Genomic DNA, 14,741 nt, shown 5'->3' on the forward strand with positions numbered 1-14,741 from the left:
GGTTAAGGGCGGCTTTATAGATCCAAAAAGAATAAACAAATTAAAATTCATTCTTTTTTATTTTTTTTGGAGAGGTGCAAAGTAGAGGGCTTCATAGTCAACCAGGAGCCGCACCATGAGCCTACGACTTGGCGACATCGCCCCCGACTTCGAGCAGGAATCAAGCGAGGGGAGAATCCGTTTTCACGAATGGCTTGGGGACAGTTGGGGTGTCTTGTTTTCCCACCCGGCCGACTTCACACCGGTGTGCACCACTGAGCTCGGTTTTACTGCCAAGCTCAAGGATGAATTTGCCAAACGCGGCGTTAAAGCGATTGCGCTGTCGGTGGACCCGGTCGATTCCCACATCAAGTGGATCGAAGACATCAACACCACTCAGAACACGATCGTTAATTTCCCCATTCTGGCCGATGCTGATCGCAAGGTCTCGGACTTGTATGACCTGATTCACCCCAATGCCAGCGATACCCTGACGGTGCGCTCGTTGTTCGTGATCGATCCGAACAAAAAAATTCGCCTGACCATCACCTATCCAGCCAGCACCGGGCGCAACTTCCATGAAATTCTGCGGGTCATCGACTCGCTGCAATTGACCGATAACTACAAAGTCGCAACACCGGCCAATTGGCAGGATGGCGACGACGTGGTCATCGTGCCGTCAATCAAGGATGAAGACGAAATCAAAAAACGCTTCCCAAAAGGGTATAAGGCCGTCACGCCTTACCTGCGTCTGACGCCGCAACCTAATCGCTGAACATCTGGATCCGCCGCGCTCCTACAGGTGATGTACCAAAAAAGGGCCGTTGATTCGGCCCTTTTTTTTCGTCCGCGATTCGGCATTTCACGCTCAAAAACATATATGCATTTAAGGAATAAACAAATGAATAAATATGATTTATAGATATAAAAGACACCTGTTAAGGTCTGTCCACTTAGCGAAATCGCTAACCCACCTTACTCACCCGCCAACGGGCAAGCAGGTGCACCTTCATAGCTACAGCAAAGGAGAGCGCCATGCGCACTGTCATTTTGCGTCGAGGCTTGGTCGCTCTGTTTGCTGCGGCTGTCACCTTCGGCGCCATTACTCAAGCTCAGGCAGAAACCCTGCGCATTGGTTATCAGAAGTACGGCACGTTGGTTTTGTTGAGGGCCAAAGGCACGCTGGAAAAGCGCCTCGCCGAGCAAAACGTGCACGTGCAATGGACTGAGTTTCCCGGCGGCCCGCAGTTGCTTGAGGGGCTGAACGTTGGCTCCATCGATTTTGGCGTGACCGGCGAGACGCCGCCTGTGTTCGCCCAAGCGGCGGGTGCCGACCTGCTCTATGTCGCATACGAACCGCCTTCCCCGACCAGTGAAGCGATCCTGGTCCCCAAGGATTCGCCGATCACGTCGGTAAAAGATCTCAAAGGCAAAAAAGTCGTACTGAACAAAGGCTCCAACGTGCATTACCTGTTGGTACGTGCGCTTGAAGATGCCGGCTTGAAGTACAGCGATATCCAGACAGTATTCTTGCCGCCCGCCGATGCGCGTGCCGCTTTCGAGCGCGGCAGTGTTGATGCCTGGGTCATCTGGGACCCCTATCAGGCGGCCGCCGAGCAACAGTTGCAAGCGCGCACGCTGCGTGACGGCACTGGCATCGTCGACAACCATCAGTTCTATCTGGCGACCAAGCCGTACGCTGAAAAGCATCCGCAAGTGATTCAGGCATTGATCGAGGAAATTCGCGCAGTCGGCGACTGGTCCAAGGCCAACCCCGATGAAGTGACCCAACAGGTCGCTCCACTGCTCGGCCTGTCGCCGGACATCACCCGAACCGCCGTCAAACGCCAAGGCTACGGTGCGCAGTTCATCAGCCCTGACGTCGTCGCGACGCAACAGAAAATCGCTGACACCTTCTACCAGCTCAAGCTGATTCCTAAGCCGTTGAGTATCAAAGACGTGATCTGGACGCCCCCGGCCAAAGTGGCCACGGCTCAGTAATTAACAGGCCCCTAGAGGAGACAACTCCATGAGCCTCAGTGCTTCGCAAAAAATCATTCACAGGCTGGCGCCTTGGGCACTTCCAGTCTTGTTGTTGGCGGTCTGGCAGCTCTCGGTCAGCGCGGGCTGGCTTTCGACCCGCATCCTGCCGGCGCCAAGCGCGGTCATCGAAGCCGCCGTGAGCCTGGTGCGCAGCGGCGAAATCTGGACGCATTTGGCAATCAGTGGCTGGCGCGCCGGGATCGGTTTCGCCATCGGTGGCAGCATTGGTCTGGCGTTGGGGTTTATCACGGGGCTGTCGAAATGGGGCGAACGCCTGCTCGACAGTTCGGTGCAGATGATCCGTAACGTGCCGCATCTGGCGCTGATTCCACTGGTGATCCTGTGGTTTGGCATCGACGAGTCGGCGAAGATTTTTCTGGTGGCGTTGGGCACTGTGTTTCCGATTTACCTGAACACTTATCACGGTATTCGCAACGTTGATCCGGCGTTGGTGGAAATGGCGCGCAGTTATGGCCTGTCCGGTTTCGCGTTGTTCAGGCAGGTGATTTTGCCGGGCGCATTGCCCTCGATTCTGGTGGGGGTGCGCTTCGCTCTTGGCTTTATGTGGTTGACCCTGATCGTGGCCGAAACCATCTCCGCCAGTTCAGGAATCGGTTACCTGGCAATGAATGCCCGGGAGTTTCTGCAAACCGATGTGGTGGTCGTGGCGATTCTTCTGTACGCCGTACTCGGCAAGCTGGCGGACGTTGCAGCTCGTGGTTTGGAACGTGTCTGGCTGCGCTGGCATCCAGCGTATCAAACGGTAAAAGGCGGTGCGGTATGAGCAGTCTTAAACAGCAACAGCCGCCCCACCTGCTGCGCGGTATTCCGCTGGCGGTACACAAGCTGCGCAAAACCTTCGGTCAGCGCGCGGTACTGCGCGACGTCGATCTGCATATCCCGGCGGGGCAATTCGTCGCGGTGGTCGGTCGCAGCGGTTGTGGCAAAAGCACCTTGCTTCGCTTGTTGGCCGGTCTGGATAAGCCAACGGGCGGCGAACTGCTGGCTGGGTCGGCACCGCTCAGTGACGCGTTGGAAGATACCCGTTTGATGTTTCAGGAAGCACGCTTGCTGCCCTGGAAAAAAGTCATTGATAACGTCGGCCTTGGCCTGCAGGGCAACTGGCGCCCACGCGCTTTGGAGGCATTGGAATCTGTAGGCCTGGCGGAACGCGCCAATGAATGGCCGGCAGCCTTGTCTGGTGGACAAAAACAGCGCGTGGCCCTGGCTCGGGCATTGATTCACCAGCCGCGTCTGCTGCTGCTCGATGAACCGCTCGGTGCACTGGACGCGCTGACCCGCATCGAGATGCAACAACTGATCGAACGGCTTTGGCAAAAGCATGGTTTCACCGTGCTGCTGGTCACCCACGACGTCAGCGAGGCAGTCGCGATTGCTGATCGGGTGATTCTGATCGAAGAGGGCCAGGTTGGCCTCGACGTGATGGTAGAACTGCCGCGCCCAAGGGCGCGTGGCTCCCATCGTCTGGCTGCGCTGGAAACCCAGGTACTGAACCGAGTGCTGCAAATACCCGGCTCGCCGCCTGAACCCGAACCTGTTTCACCGTTGCCCACGCAACTGCGTTGGGCCCAATAACTGATCCGCACCGATACCGTTTGAAACCCTAACCCTTATAGGAAAAACATCATGACTATTAAAGCTATCAACGTCCGTAACCAGTTCAAAGGCACCATCAAAGAAATCCTCGAAGGCCCGGTTCTGTCGGAAATCGACGTACAAACGGCTTCGGGTGTTGTCACTTCCGTGATCACTACCCGTTCGGTCAAAGAGTTGGAACTGGTGGTTGGCAGCGAAGTGATCGCCTTCGTCAAATCCACAGAGGTTTCGATCGCCAAGCTGTGATCGGTGCGCTGCAAACAACCCCGGACGGCCAAAGCCCTCCGGGGTTTTTTTATGTGAAGCTATTCGCAGGCACGCCTGCTCCCACAGTGGATCGTGTCTATCAGATGACACGTTTTGGCAAATACGGGGGCAAATACAATCCCAGGTACGCATCGAACACCCGCATGCCTTCTTCGGCCATGCGCGGGGTGATTTGGTTGTGCAGTTGCACCGAGCGTGCGTAAACCCGGTCGCCGAGTTCCATCGCCAATGCAAACACGTCGACATCATCCGGCAGGGCAGGCAGCTGGAAGTGCCGGGCGAACAGCGTATGCATCTGGTGGCCGAGTTCAATGTCGTGTTGGCGGTCGGCCTGGGTGACTTCGGTCAGGCCGTGCTGGGCCAGGATCAGTTGGCGGGCGGCGGCATCGTCGCTGTAGATGCTTAGCATCCGCTGTTCGACCAGTCGCGACAGGTCACGCCAGGTTGTTAGCTGCTCGTGCGCTATAGGGGCTTGCAGGCAGGCGCGGAAGGCGGCGTGGACGTCTGCGGTCAAGGCTTCGAGCAGGGCAGGGACGCTGGCGAAGAAGTGATAGACCGAAGACGGTGGAATGTGCGCGCGTTCGGCAACGCTGTAGATCGACAGACTGGCCACCCCCTCAGCGGCAAGCAGCGTGCGGGCGGCGTCGAGAATCGAGTCGATCCGGGCCTGGCTGCGTGCGCGGGGTTTACGGGGCGCGGCGGGTCGCGTCATGGGTGGTTTCCTGTTTTGGGCAGCGGGCATTGTACGGGTTGCCTGTCAGGCCGTCATCGCGGGTAAGCGCGCTCCACAGAGGAATGCAAACCCATGTAGGAGCGCGCTTGCCCGCGATTGGTCGCGCAGCGACCACAAAAAAACGCCGTCAGCCCATAAGGCCAACGGCGTTCTTTTTACTGCACAGCGTTAGACGGTGTGCAGGTACCAGTTGTATTCGAGGTCGGAGATGGAGTGTTCGAACTCTTCCAGCTCACTTTCCTTACAGGCGACGAAAATATCGATGTATTTCGGGTCGATATAGCGCGCCATGATTTCACTGTCGTCCAGCTCGCGCAGGGCATCACGCAAGTTGTTGGGCAGGCTTTGTTCGTTTTGCTCGTAGGAGTTGCCTTCTACCGGGGCACCTGGCTCGATCTTGTTGGTCAAGCCGTGGTGCACGCCAGCCAGCACAGAGGCCAGGAGCAAGTACGGGTTGGCGTCGGCACCGGCTACGCGGTGTTCGATACGTACGGCATCGGGTGCGGCGGTCGGAACGCGCAGTGCGACCGTCCGGTTGTCCAGGCCCCAGCACGGCGAGTTCGGCACGTAGAACTGTGCACCGAAACGACGATAGGAGTTAACGTTCGGGCACAAGAACGCCATTGATGCCGGTAGGGTCTCGAGCACACCGCCGATCGCATGACGTAATGCGGCGTTCTGCTCGGGATCCTCACTGGTGAAGATGTTTTTGCCATCGCGATCAAGAATCGAGATGTGGACGTGAAGACCGTTACCTGCCTGACCCGGATAGGGTTTGGCCATAAAGGTCGAATCCATTTCGTGGTCGTAGGCGATGTTCTTGATCAGACGCTTGAGCAGTACCGCGTAGTCGCATGCCTTGATCGGGTCGGCGACGTGGTGCAGGTTCACTTCGAACTGCGCCGGGGCACTTTCTTTGACGATGGCGTCAGCCGGGATGCCTTGTTCCTTGGCACCTTCCAGAACGTCCTGGAGGCAGTCGACGTATTCGTCGAGATCGTCGATCAGGTAGACCTGAGTCGAGTGAGGGCGTTTGCCGGAAATCGGCGAGCGCGGAGGTTGTGGACGACCGTTCACGTTCTCCTGATCGATCAGGTAGAACTCAAGTTCGAATGCGGCGCAGATAGTCAGGCCCATTTCATCGAACTTGCTGACGACCTGACGCAGTACTTCGCGGGGATCGGCAAAGAAGGGTTCGCCTTCGATTTCGTGCATGGTCATCAGCAATTGCGCGGTTGGGCGTTTTTGCCAAGGTTCATTGCACAGGGTGCCAGGGATCGGATAACAGATACGGTCAGCATCACCGATATCCAGACCCAGACCGGTGCTTTCCACCGTTGAGCCATTGATATCCAAGGCAAATAAAGAGGCCGGCAAGTTGATGCCTTTCTCGTAAACCTTATGGAGGCTGGTGCGTTCTATGCGCTTACCGCGCACCACACCATTCATATCTGCAATCAGAAGGTCAACGTACAGAACCTCAGGATGTTCCTTAAGGAACGCGTTCGCTTCGTTAAGCTGAACGGCACGCGGGGGTACCGACATGATGCAACACCTTTGTTGTTAAAAATATCAATCATCGAGCTTCGTGGGATTCAGTCAATCCGAAAGCCATCATGAAGTCAATAGAGCTCTTTTTTGCACTCAAAAAGCACTTAGAGGCCGTTTTTGCCGCAATTCAGGGCAAGTATTGCGTTTTTTAAGCCTTGGGGCCTGCGGGCTTGAGCAGGCTGTGTTCTATTTTTTACGGGGGTGTTGTGAAAAAAAATGAACAAGGCTAAGCTCGATTGCAACCCATAACAGCAATAAAATTCGGGGGTTCCATGTCTCGCCTGCCGTTAATCGGCGTGACCGCCTGCACCAAGCAGATCGGTCTGCACAGTTATCACATCAGTGGCGACAAGTACGTCCGCGCAGTCGCAATCGCTGCCAAGGGCCTGCCGCTGATACTGCCGTCACTGGCTGAATTATTTGACACGGCCCAGCTACTTGCCAGCGTCGATGGACTCCTGTTCACCGGCTCGCCCTCCAATGTAGACCCCTCTTACTACGACGGCCCAGCCAGTGCGCCGGGCACCGCTCATGACCCTGATCGTGATCGCACCACTTTACCCCTGATTCGTGCTGCTGTGGCAGCGGGTGTTCCGGTGTTGGGGATTTGTCGTGGGTTTCAGGAGATGAATGTAGCGTTCGGGGGCAGCCTGCATCAGCGTGTTCATGAAGTTGGAACATTCATGGACCATCGTGAACAGGACAACGAGCCGCTCGACGTCCAGTACGGGCCCAGCCATACCCTGCATATCCAGCCAGGCGGCGTGCTCGCGGGCCTTGGCCTGCCGAGCGAAATCCACGTCAATTCGATTCATGGTCAGGGCGTTGACCGTCTGGCGCCAGGCCTGCGCGTCGAGGCTCTGGCACCTGACGGGTTGATTGAGGCGATCTCGGTCGAGGCGGGCTCGGGTTTTGCTTTAGGTGTGCAATGGCATCCCGAATGGCAAGTGATCTCGAATCCGCATTACCTTGCGATTTTCCAGGCATTTGGCGATGCCTGTAGAGCGCGCGCACTACAACGCGACGCAGCCGCGTCAAAAAGTGCCTGAGCCCTTTCGGGCCCGGTTTTTTTTGTCCTGAGGTGTTTATGAGTACCAACCTCGACCAGCTCACTGATTGGTTGAAAGAGCACAAGATCACTGAGGTCGAATGCATGATTGCCGACCTCACCGGGATTACTCGCGGAAAGATCTCACCGACCAACAAGTTCATTGCCGAAAAAGGCATGCGCTTGCCCGAGAGTGTGTTGCTGCAAACGGTCACCGGCGACTATGTCGAAGATGACATCTATTACGAACTGCTCGATCCGGCGGACATCGACATGATCTGTCGCCCCGACCAGAACGCGGTGTTCTTGGTGCCATGGGCCATCGAGCCTACGGCTCAGGTGATTCACGACACCTACGACAAGCAAGGCAACCCGATCGAACTGTCGCCGCGCAACGTATTGAAGAAAGTGCTGAAACTCTATACCGAGAGAGGCTGGCAGCCGATCGTGGCGCCAGAAATGGAGTTTTACCTGACCAAACGCTGCGAAGACCCGGACTTCCCGTTGCAGCCGCCGGTTGGTCGCTCCGGTCGCCCGGAAACCGGTCGTCAATCGTTCTCTATAGAAGCGGCCAACGAATTCGATCCGTTGTTCGAGGATGTTTACGACTGGTGCGAACTACAGAATCTGGACCTGGATACACTGATCCACGAAGACGGCACGGCGCAGATGGAAATCAACTTCCGTCACGGTGATGCTTTGTCACTGGCCGACCAGATTCTGGTGTTCAAGCGGACCATGCGTGAAGCGGCGCTCAAACATAATGTAGCGGCAACGTTCATGGCCAAGCCGATGACGGGCGAGCCGGGCAGTGCCATGCACTTGCACCAGAGCGTGATCGATATCGCTACCGGCAAGAGCATCTTCTCCAACGAAGATGGCTCGATGAGCGAGCTGTTTCTGTGCCACATCGGTGGCCTGCAAAAATTTATCCCCGAGCTGTTGCCGTTGTTTGCGCCGAACGTCAATTCGTTCCGCCGTTTCCTGCCGGATACCTCGGCGCCGGTGAACGTGGAGTGGGGCGAAGAGAACCGCACCGTGGGCCTTCGGGTACCGGATGCCGGTCCGCAAAACCGTCGGGTGGAAAACCGCCTGCCGGGTGCCGACGCCAACCCGTATCTGGCCATCGCGGCCAGCCTGCTGTGCGGCTATATCGGCATGGTCGAGGCGATCAACCCCAGTGCGCCGGTCGTTGGTCGTGGCTATGAGCGCCGCAATTTGCGCCTGCCATTGACCATCGAAGATGCGCTGGAGCGAATGGAAAATAGTAAGACCATCGAGAAATACCTCGGCAAGAAGTTCATCGTCGGTTACGTCGCGGTCAAGCGTGCCGAACATGAGAATTTCAAGCGCGTGATCAGCTCTTGGGAACGTGAGTTCCTGCTGTTCGCGGTCTGATTGTGACGGGCGCGGCTATGGTCGGCGGCGCCTCTTTTAATACGGAGAGAGCGGTATGAGTAACAAGAATCCACAAACACGTGTATGGCAGGCCTTGAGCAACGATCATCACCTGGCGCCGTTCAGCGACTTCAAACAATTGAAAGAAAAAGGCCCGCGCATCATTACCCGCGCCAAGGGCGTGTATCTGTGGGACAGCGAAGGCAACAAGATTCTCGATGGCATGGCCGGTCTCTGGTGCGTTGCCATCGGTTACGGCCGTGACGAACTGGCGGATGCCGCCAGCAAGCAAATGCGCGAGCTGCCGTATTACAACCTGTTTTTCCAGACGGCTCACCCGCCGGTGTTGGAGCTGGCCAAAGTCATTTCCGATATCGCGCCAGAAGGCATGAACCATGTGTTTTTCACAGGTTCCGGTTCCGAAGGCAATGACACCGTGCTGCGTATGGTGCGTCACTACTGGGCAATCAAAGGCCAGCCGCAGAAGAAAATAATCATCAGCCGGATCAACGGCTACCACGGCTCGACCGTTGCGGGCGCGAGCCTGGGCGGCATGGTCGGGATGCATGAGCAGGGCGACTTGCCGATCCCCGGCATTGTCCATATCGCGCAGCCGTATTGGTTCGGCGAAGGTGGCGACATGAGCCCGGATGAGTTCGGGGTCTGGGCTGCGGAGCAACTGGAGAAGAAAATTCTCGAGCTGGGCGTCGACCATGTGGGTGCCTTTATTGCCGAGCCGATCCAGGGCGCTGGCGGTGTGATTATTCCGCCTGACACGTACTGGCCGAAGATCAAAAAAATCCTCGCCAAGTACGACATCCTGTTTATCGCTGACGAAGTGATTTGTGGGTTCGGTCGCACAGGCGAATGGTTCGGCAGCGATTTCTATGACCTGAAACCGGACATGATGACCATCGCCAAAGGCCTGACCTCGGGTTACATCCCTATGGGTGGCCTGATCGTGCGCGATAAAGTGGTTAGGGTGCTGAACGAAGGCGGTGATTTCAACCACGGTTTCACTTATTCAGGTCACCCGGTTGCCGCCGCCGTGGCCTTGGAAAACATCCGCATTCTGCGTGATGAAAAAATCATCGACCATGTTCGGGAAGAAACGGCACCCTATTTGCAAAAGCGCTTACGTGAGCTGAATGATCACCCGTTGGTGGGTGAAGTGCGGGGCGTAGGGCTGCTGGGTGCTATCGAACTGGTGAAAGATAAAACCACTCGCGAGCGTTATACCGGTAAGGGCGTTGGAATGATTTGCCGACAGTTCTGCTTCGATAACGGCCTGATCATGCGCGCCGTCGGCGATACCATGATTATTGCGCCACCGCTGGTGATAAGTTTTGCCGAGATTGATGAACTGGTGACCAAGGCGCGTACGTGCCTGGACCTGACCTTGCGTGCAATACAAGGCTAAGTGCCAGGATCAAGTGAGAAAGTACTTGATTGAGGTGAGTGGAACGGTAGTCAGTTATGCGGTTTCATTCACTTTAAACAGGTTGATTCTGATGTATGCAGTAACAGGTAAGACGGGGGGCACATGGTCGTGTAGCCCGCCCAGACTCTTGCCAAATGTATGACTTATTCAGTCGCCGCTACCCAACGGTTAGTATTCAAACAACGGAGCTGTACGCATGAAAATATTTGGCAAGACCCTCCTCGCCTTGTCCCTTATGGGTGTAGTGGCCGCTGCTGCTCAGGCCGATGACAAAGTTCTTCACGTCTATAACTGGTCCGACTACATCGCACCGGACACCATTGCAAAATTTGAAAAAGAGTCGGGGATCAAGGTCGTTTACGACGTCTTTGACAGTAACGAAACCCTCGAAGCCAAGTTGCTGGCTGGCAAGTCCGGTTATGACATCGTGGTGCCGTCCAACAACTTCCTGGCCAAGCAAATCAAAGCGGGCGTTTATCTGGAACTGGACAAATCCAAACTGCCTAACTGGAAAAACCTCAACGAGAAACTGCTCAGTACCGTTGGCAAAGCCAGTGACCCAGGTAACAAACATGCCTTCCCGTACATGTGGGGCTCGATCGGTATTGGTTACAACCCGGAAAAAGTAAAAGCCGTACTGGGCGAAGACGCCCCGGTCAACTCTTGGGATTTGGTGTTCAAGCCTGAGAACGCGGCCAAGCTGAAAAGCTGTGGCATCAGCTTCCTCGATTCGCCGACCGAGATGATTCCGGTGGCCCTGCATTATCTGGGTTACCCAACGGATTCCCAGGACAAGAAACAGCTGAAAGAAGCCGAAGACCTGTTCCTGAAGATCCGTCCGTCGGTGTCTTACTTCCACTCGTCCAAGTACATCTCCGACCTGGCCAACGGCAACATCTGCGTAGCAGTTGGTTATTCGGGTGACGTTTACCAAGCCAAAGCACGTGCTGCAGAAGCCGGTGACAAGGTTAAAGTCGCCTATAGCATCCCTAAAGAAGGTGCTGGCAGCTTCTACGACATGGTCGCGATTCCCAAAGATGCCGAGAACGTCGAAGGTGCTTACAAGTTCATGACCTTCCTGCAGAAGCCGGAAATTATGGCTGAAATCACCAACAGCGTGCACTTCCCGAACGGTAACGAGGCGGCGACCGCGTTGGTCGACAAAGAAATCAGCAGTGACCCGGGCGTTTATCCGTCAGCCGACGTGCAAGCAAAACTGTACGCCATCAGCGACGAGCCTGCTGCAACGCTGCGACTTCTGACGCGCAGCTGGACCACGATCAAATCGGGTAAATAATCCGACTGTAAGAAATCTTCTGTAGGAGCGAACGTGTTCGCGAAGAACTCAACGCGGTGTGTCTGACACGCGCCTTCGCCAACCCGTTGGCTCCTGCAGGGATCGGAAGAGGACCGCCTCATTGTCTATTTTTTATTTTGCAAAGCCTTGCTGGCGGGAGCGAGCTTGACTCCGGCAGTCAGCGTTCAAGCTGCTTCTACCGTGCATATTTATAATCAACGTTTAATACCCGCCGCTGGACCACGGTCAGATCGGGTAAATAAAAAAAATCCAGGCCCGGCTGTACTGGTCGGGCTGCAAATTTTGTTGGGAGTTTCACCAAATGGCAGTTGCCTCCGGCGCCTATAAGAAAGCCCTAGAAGGTGATCAGCAACCTAAACAGGTGCTGGTCAAAATCGACCGGGTCACGAAGAAGTTCGACGAGACGATTGCCGTGGACGATGTGTCCCTGCAAATCAACAAAGGCGAGATTTTCGCCCTGCTCGGCGGCTCTGGTTCAGGAAAGTCCACGCTTCTGCGCATGCTCGCAGGCTTCGAGCGGCCGACCGAGGGACGTATCTACCTCGATGGTGTGGACATCACTGATATGCCGCCCTACGAGCGGCCGATCAACATGATGTTCCAGTCCTACGCGCTGTTCCCGCACATGACCGTGGCGCAGAACATCGCCTTCGGTTTGAAGCAAGACAAGATTTCTGCTCAGGAGATCGATGCCCGCGTGGCTGAGATGCTCAAGCTGGTGCAGATGAGCCAGTACGCCAAGCGCAAGCCGCATCAGTTGTCCGGCGGTCAACGTCAACGGGTCGCCCTGGCACGCTCGCTGGCGAAAAAACCGAAGCTGTTGCTGCTCGACGAACCCATGGGCGCACTGGACAAAAAGCTGCGCTCGCACATGCAGCTGGAGTTGGTGGAGATCATCGAGCGGGTCGGCGTGACCTGCATCATGGTGACTCACGACCAGGAAGAGGCCATGACCATGGCCCAACGCATTGCAATCATGCACTTGGGCTGGATTGCGCAGATTGGCAGCCCAATCGATATCTATGAAACCCCGACCAGTCGTCTGGTCTGCGAATTCATTGGTAACGTCAACCTGTTCGAAGGTGTAGTAGTCGATGACGCCGAAGGTCACGCGCTGATCGAAAGCCCGGAACTGGAACGCAATATCTTCGTCGGCCACGGTATTAGTACGTCGGTTGAAGACAAACACATCACCTACGCGATTCGCCCGGAAAAACTTCTGGTCACCACCGAGATGCCAACCTGCAAATACAATTGGTCGCGCGGCAAGGTGCATGACATTGCTTACCTGGGCGGTCACTCGGTGTTCTATGTCGAGTTGCCGTGTGGCAAGTTGGTCCAGTCGTTCGTCGCCAATGCTGAACGCCGTGGTGCGCGTCCGACCTGGGACGATGAAGTCTATGTATGGTGGGAAGACGACAGCGGCGTGGTACTGCGCTCATGAACATACGAAAAATAAAACGTGTGCTTGATCGAATAACGCCCGGCGGCCGGCAGTTGGTCATAGGGGTTCCTTTCCTCTGGATGTTCCTGTTCTTCTTGCTGCCGTTCATCATTGTTCTGAAGATCAGCTTTGCTGAGGCAGACGTCGCGATTCCGCCGTATACCGAGATCCTCAGCTTCGTCGAGCAGAAGCTGCAGGTGATTCTCAACCTCGGCAACTACGCGATGCTCGGCGACGATGAACTGTATATCGCGGCCTATCTGGGCTCGCTTAAGATGGCGTTTTTCAGCACGGTCATGTGCCTGCTGATCGGTTATCCGATGGCCTACGGCATTGCCTCTGCGCGCAAAGAGCGGCAGACAGTCTTGCTACTGCTGATCATGATGCCGACCTGGACCGCGATCCTGATCCGCGTTTATGCGTGGATGGGCATCCTTAGCAACAACGGTCTGCTCAACGCCTTCCTCATGTGGCTGGGGGTGATCGACGAGCCGTTGCATATCCTCAATACCAACCTGGCGGTCTATATCGGCGTTGTGTATTCATACCTGCCGTTCATGATCCTGCCGCTGTACGCCAACCTGGTGAAGCATGATCACAGCCTGCTTGAAGCCGCCTCGGACCTGGGTTCGAGCACCTTCAACAGCTTCTGGAAAATCACGGTGCCGCTGTCCAGGAACGGCATCATCGCAGGCTGCATGCTGGTCTTCATTCCGGTGGTGGGCGAGTTCGTGATCCCGGAACTGCTGGGCGGTCCCGAAACGCTGATGATTGGTAAAGTGCTGTGGCAAGAATTCTTCAACAACCGTGACTGGCCGGTAGCGTCTGCTCTGGCGGTGGTGATGCTGGCGATCCTGATCGTGCCCATCATCCTTTTCAACCGTAGCCAGGCTAAAGAGCTGGAGGCCAAAGCATGAAGCGCTTCAGATTCTCGAACATGATGCTGGTGTTGGGCCTGCTATTTATCTATGCCCCGATGCTCATCCTGGTCATCTACTCGTTCAACGCCTCCAAACTGGTGACGGTCTGGGGTGGCTGGTCGATCAAGTGGTACGTCGGCCTGCTGGATAACACCCAACTGATGGGCTCAGTCATGCGCTCGCTGGAGATCGCTTGCTACACGTCGATCGCCGCTGTGGCGCTGGGCACGATGGCGGCGTTTGTTCTGACGCGCATCGCTCACTTTAAAGGTCGCACGCTGTTTGGTGGGCTGGCGACGGCCCCTCTGGTGATGCCGGAAGTGATTACGGGTCTGTCGCTGTTGCTGCTGTTTGTCGCCATGGCGCAAATGATTGGCTGGCCACAGGAACGCGGCATCATCACCATCTGGATCGCTCACACTACATTCTGTGCCGCGTATGTGTCAGTGGTGGTCTCGGCTCGCTTGCGTGAGTTGGACCTGTCCATCGAAGAGGCTGCCATGGACCTTGGCGCACGGCCGTGGAAGGTGTTCTTTCAGATCACCATCCCGATGATTGCGCCGTCGCTGGCGGCAGGCGCGATGATGTCTTTCGCCCTGTCGCTGGACGATCTGGTGCTTGCAAGCTTCGTGTCCGGCCCTGGCTCGACAACGTTGCCGATGGAAGTGTTCTCTGCTGTGCGCCTGGGCGTTAAGCCGGAAATCAACGCCATCGCCAGCTTGATCCTGTTGGCCGTATCGATAGCGACCTTCATGGTCTGGTTCTTCAGCCGTCGTGCCGAAGATCAGCGCAAGCGTGCCATCCAGCTCGCTATTGACGAAGCTGCTGCTGACTCCTGGAAACAACCCGATCCACGTCGGGCACCAGCGCCGGAGCCTGAAGCCGCGTGATCGATTGATGCATCCGTGAGAGCAGGCTTGCCTACGAAGATGCAGCCTGCTGGCAGGTGTTTGTCGAAAGCTGAGAGCTGCTGCGGGGTTGG

General features: G+C 56.2%; 14 protein-coding genes. 12 read left to right on the plus strand and 2 right to left on the minus strand.

Annotated elements, in window-relative coordinates; genetic code table 11:
* Nucleotides 1–115 precede the first annotated feature (115 nt).
* From AC1ME2_RS15455 to AC1ME2_RS15475, 5 genes are all read left to right on the plus strand, one after another.
* Nucleotides 116–754: a peroxiredoxin gene (locus AC1ME2_RS15455; RefSeq protein WP_480435004.1), complete on the plus strand. Its 639-nt coding sequence runs from the start codon at nt 116–118 to the stop codon at nt 752–754.
* A gap of 260 nt (nt 755–1,014) precedes the next feature.
* Nucleotides 1,015–1,980, plus strand: a complete 966-nt coding sequence (locus AC1ME2_RS15460; protein ID WP_480435006.1) for a sulfonate ABC transporter substrate-binding protein — start codon at nt 1,015–1,017, stop codon at nt 1,978–1,980.
* A 28-nt stretch (nt 1,981–2,008) separates the two neighbouring features.
* Nucleotides 2,009–2,806: an aliphatic sulfonate ABC transporter permease SsuC gene (ssuC, locus tag AC1ME2_RS15465; RefSeq protein WP_480435008.1), complete on the plus strand. Its 798-nt coding sequence runs from the start codon at nt 2,009–2,011 to the stop codon at nt 2,804–2,806.
* Nucleotides 2,803–3,618, plus strand: coding sequence for an aliphatic sulfonates ABC transporter ATP-binding protein (gene ssuB, locus AC1ME2_RS15470; RefSeq protein WP_480435009.1), 816 nt, complete (start codon nt 2,803–2,805; stop codon nt 3,616–3,618). The genes ssuC and ssuB overlap by 4 nt, the downstream gene beginning before the upstream one ends.
* Before the next feature lie 51 nt (nt 3,619–3,669).
* The gene (locus AC1ME2_RS15475) at nt 3,670–3,885 is read left to right on the plus strand and encodes a TOBE domain-containing protein (RefSeq protein ID WP_219063645.1); all 216 of its coding nucleotides are present in this window, start codon (nt 3,670–3,672) and stop codon (nt 3,883–3,885) included.
* A 100-nt stretch (nt 3,886–3,985) separates the two neighbouring features.
* Here AC1ME2_RS15475 and AC1ME2_RS15480 read toward each other — a convergent pair whose 3' ends face one another.
* Nucleotides 3,986–4,618 (minus strand): TetR/AcrR family transcriptional regulator, encoded by a 633-nt coding sequence (locus AC1ME2_RS15480; protein WP_480435011.1) that lies wholly within the window; start codon nt 4,616–4,618, stop codon nt 3,986–3,988.
* Between the two features lie 189 nt (nt 4,619–4,807).
* Nucleotides 4,808–6,184 carry a glutamine synthetase family protein gene (locus AC1ME2_RS15485; RefSeq protein WP_480435012.1) on the minus strand — a complete coding sequence of 459 codons (1,377 nt, stop codon included), beginning with the start codon at nt 6,182–6,184 and terminating at the stop codon, nt 4,808–4,810.
* A gap of 278 nt (nt 6,185–6,462) precedes the next feature.
* On the opposite strand from AC1ME2_RS15485, the gene AC1ME2_RS15490 reads away from it, so the two are divergent.
* The 7 genes from AC1ME2_RS15490 to AC1ME2_RS15520 all read left to right on the plus strand — a co-directional run bounded on the left by AC1ME2_RS15490 (nt 6,463) and on the right by AC1ME2_RS15520 (nt 14,649).
* Entirely contained in the window at nt 6,463–7,239 is a 777-nt protein-coding gene (locus AC1ME2_RS15490) for a gamma-glutamyl-gamma-aminobutyrate hydrolase family protein (RefSeq protein ID WP_480435014.1), read from the plus strand.
* A gap of 38 nt (nt 7,240–7,277) precedes the next feature.
* Nucleotides 7,278–8,636 (plus strand): glutamine synthetase family protein, encoded by a 1,359-nt coding sequence (locus AC1ME2_RS15495; protein ID WP_480435015.1) that lies wholly within the window; start codon nt 7,278–7,280, stop codon nt 8,634–8,636.
* A 55-nt stretch (nt 8,637–8,691) separates the two neighbouring features.
* Nucleotides 8,692–10,056, plus strand: a complete 1,365-nt coding sequence (locus tag AC1ME2_RS15500) for an aspartate aminotransferase family protein (protein ID WP_480435017.1) — start codon at nt 8,692–8,694, stop codon at nt 10,054–10,056.
* A gap of 217 nt (nt 10,057–10,273) precedes the next feature.
* A complete protein-coding gene (locus AC1ME2_RS15505) occupies nt 10,274–11,374 on the plus strand; it encodes a polyamine ABC transporter substrate-binding protein (protein WP_480435019.1) in 1,101 nt (366 codons plus the stop codon).
* Between the two features lie 322 nt (nt 11,375–11,696).
* Entirely contained in the window at nt 11,697–12,839 is a 1,143-nt protein-coding gene (gene potA / locus AC1ME2_RS15510; RefSeq protein ID WP_480435021.1) for a polyamine ABC transporter ATP-binding protein, read from the plus strand.
* Nucleotides 12,836–13,756: an ABC transporter permease subunit gene (locus AC1ME2_RS15515; RefSeq protein WP_480435023.1), complete on the plus strand. Its 921-nt coding sequence runs from the start codon at nt 12,836–12,838 to the stop codon at nt 13,754–13,756. The genes potA and AC1ME2_RS15515 overlap by 4 nt, the downstream gene beginning before the upstream one ends.
* Nucleotides 13,753–14,649, plus strand: coding sequence for an ABC transporter permease subunit (locus AC1ME2_RS15520; RefSeq protein WP_480435024.1), 897 nt, complete (start codon nt 13,753–13,755; stop codon nt 14,647–14,649). The genes AC1ME2_RS15515 and AC1ME2_RS15520 overlap by 4 nt, the downstream gene beginning before the upstream one ends.
* The last annotated feature ends 92 nt before the right edge of the window (nt 14,650–14,741 follow it).

The sequence above is a fragment of the Pseudomonas sp. ASL9 genome (genome assembly GCF_056680335.1).

Excerpts from the sequence above, each read along its gene's own strand:
- AC1ME2_RS15480 (WP_480435011.1), bottom strand. The coding sequence starts at position 4,618 with ATGACGCGACCCGCCGCGCCCCGTAAACCCCGCGCACGCAGCCAGGCC.
- AC1ME2_RS15520 (WP_480435024.1), top strand. The coding sequence starts at position 13,753 with ATGAAGCGCTTCAGATTCTCGAACATGATGCTGGTGTTGGGCCTGCTA.
- potA (WP_480435021.1), top strand. The coding sequence starts at position 11,697 with ATGGCAGTTGCCTCCGGCGCCTATAAGAAAGCCCTAGAAGGTGATCAG.
- AC1ME2_RS15515 (WP_480435023.1), top strand. The coding sequence starts at position 12,836 with ATGAACATACGAAAAATAAAACGTGTGCTTGATCGAATAACGCCCGGC.
- ssuB (WP_480435009.1), top strand. The coding sequence starts at position 2,803 with ATGAGCAGTCTTAAACAGCAACAGCCGCCCCACCTGCTGCGCGGTATT.
- AC1ME2_RS15500 (WP_480435017.1), top strand. The coding sequence starts at position 8,692 with ATGAGTAACAAGAATCCACAAACACGTGTATGGCAGGCCTTGAGCAAC.
- AC1ME2_RS15485 (WP_480435012.1), bottom strand. The coding sequence starts at position 6,184 with ATGTCGGTACCCCCGCGTGCCGTTCAGCTTAACGAAGCGAACGCGTTC.
- AC1ME2_RS15460 (WP_480435006.1), top strand. The coding sequence starts at position 1,015 with ATGCGCACTGTCATTTTGCGTCGAGGCTTGGTCGCTCTGTTTGCTGCG.
- AC1ME2_RS15490 (WP_480435014.1), top strand. The coding sequence starts at position 6,463 with ATGTCTCGCCTGCCGTTAATCGGCGTGACCGCCTGCACCAAGCAGATC.
- AC1ME2_RS15495 (WP_480435015.1), top strand. The coding sequence starts at position 7,278 with ATGAGTACCAACCTCGACCAGCTCACTGATTGGTTGAAAGAGCACAAG.
- AC1ME2_RS15475 (WP_219063645.1), top strand. The coding sequence starts at position 3,670 with ATGACTATTAAAGCTATCAACGTCCGTAACCAGTTCAAAGGCACCATC.
- AC1ME2_RS15455 (WP_480435004.1), top strand. The coding sequence starts at position 116 with ATGAGCCTACGACTTGGCGACATCGCCCCCGACTTCGAGCAGGAATCA.
- ssuC (WP_480435008.1), top strand. The coding sequence starts at position 2,009 with ATGAGCCTCAGTGCTTCGCAAAAAATCATTCACAGGCTGGCGCCTTGG.
- AC1ME2_RS15505 (WP_480435019.1), top strand. The coding sequence starts at position 10,274 with ATGAAAATATTTGGCAAGACCCTCCTCGCCTTGTCCCTTATGGGTGTA.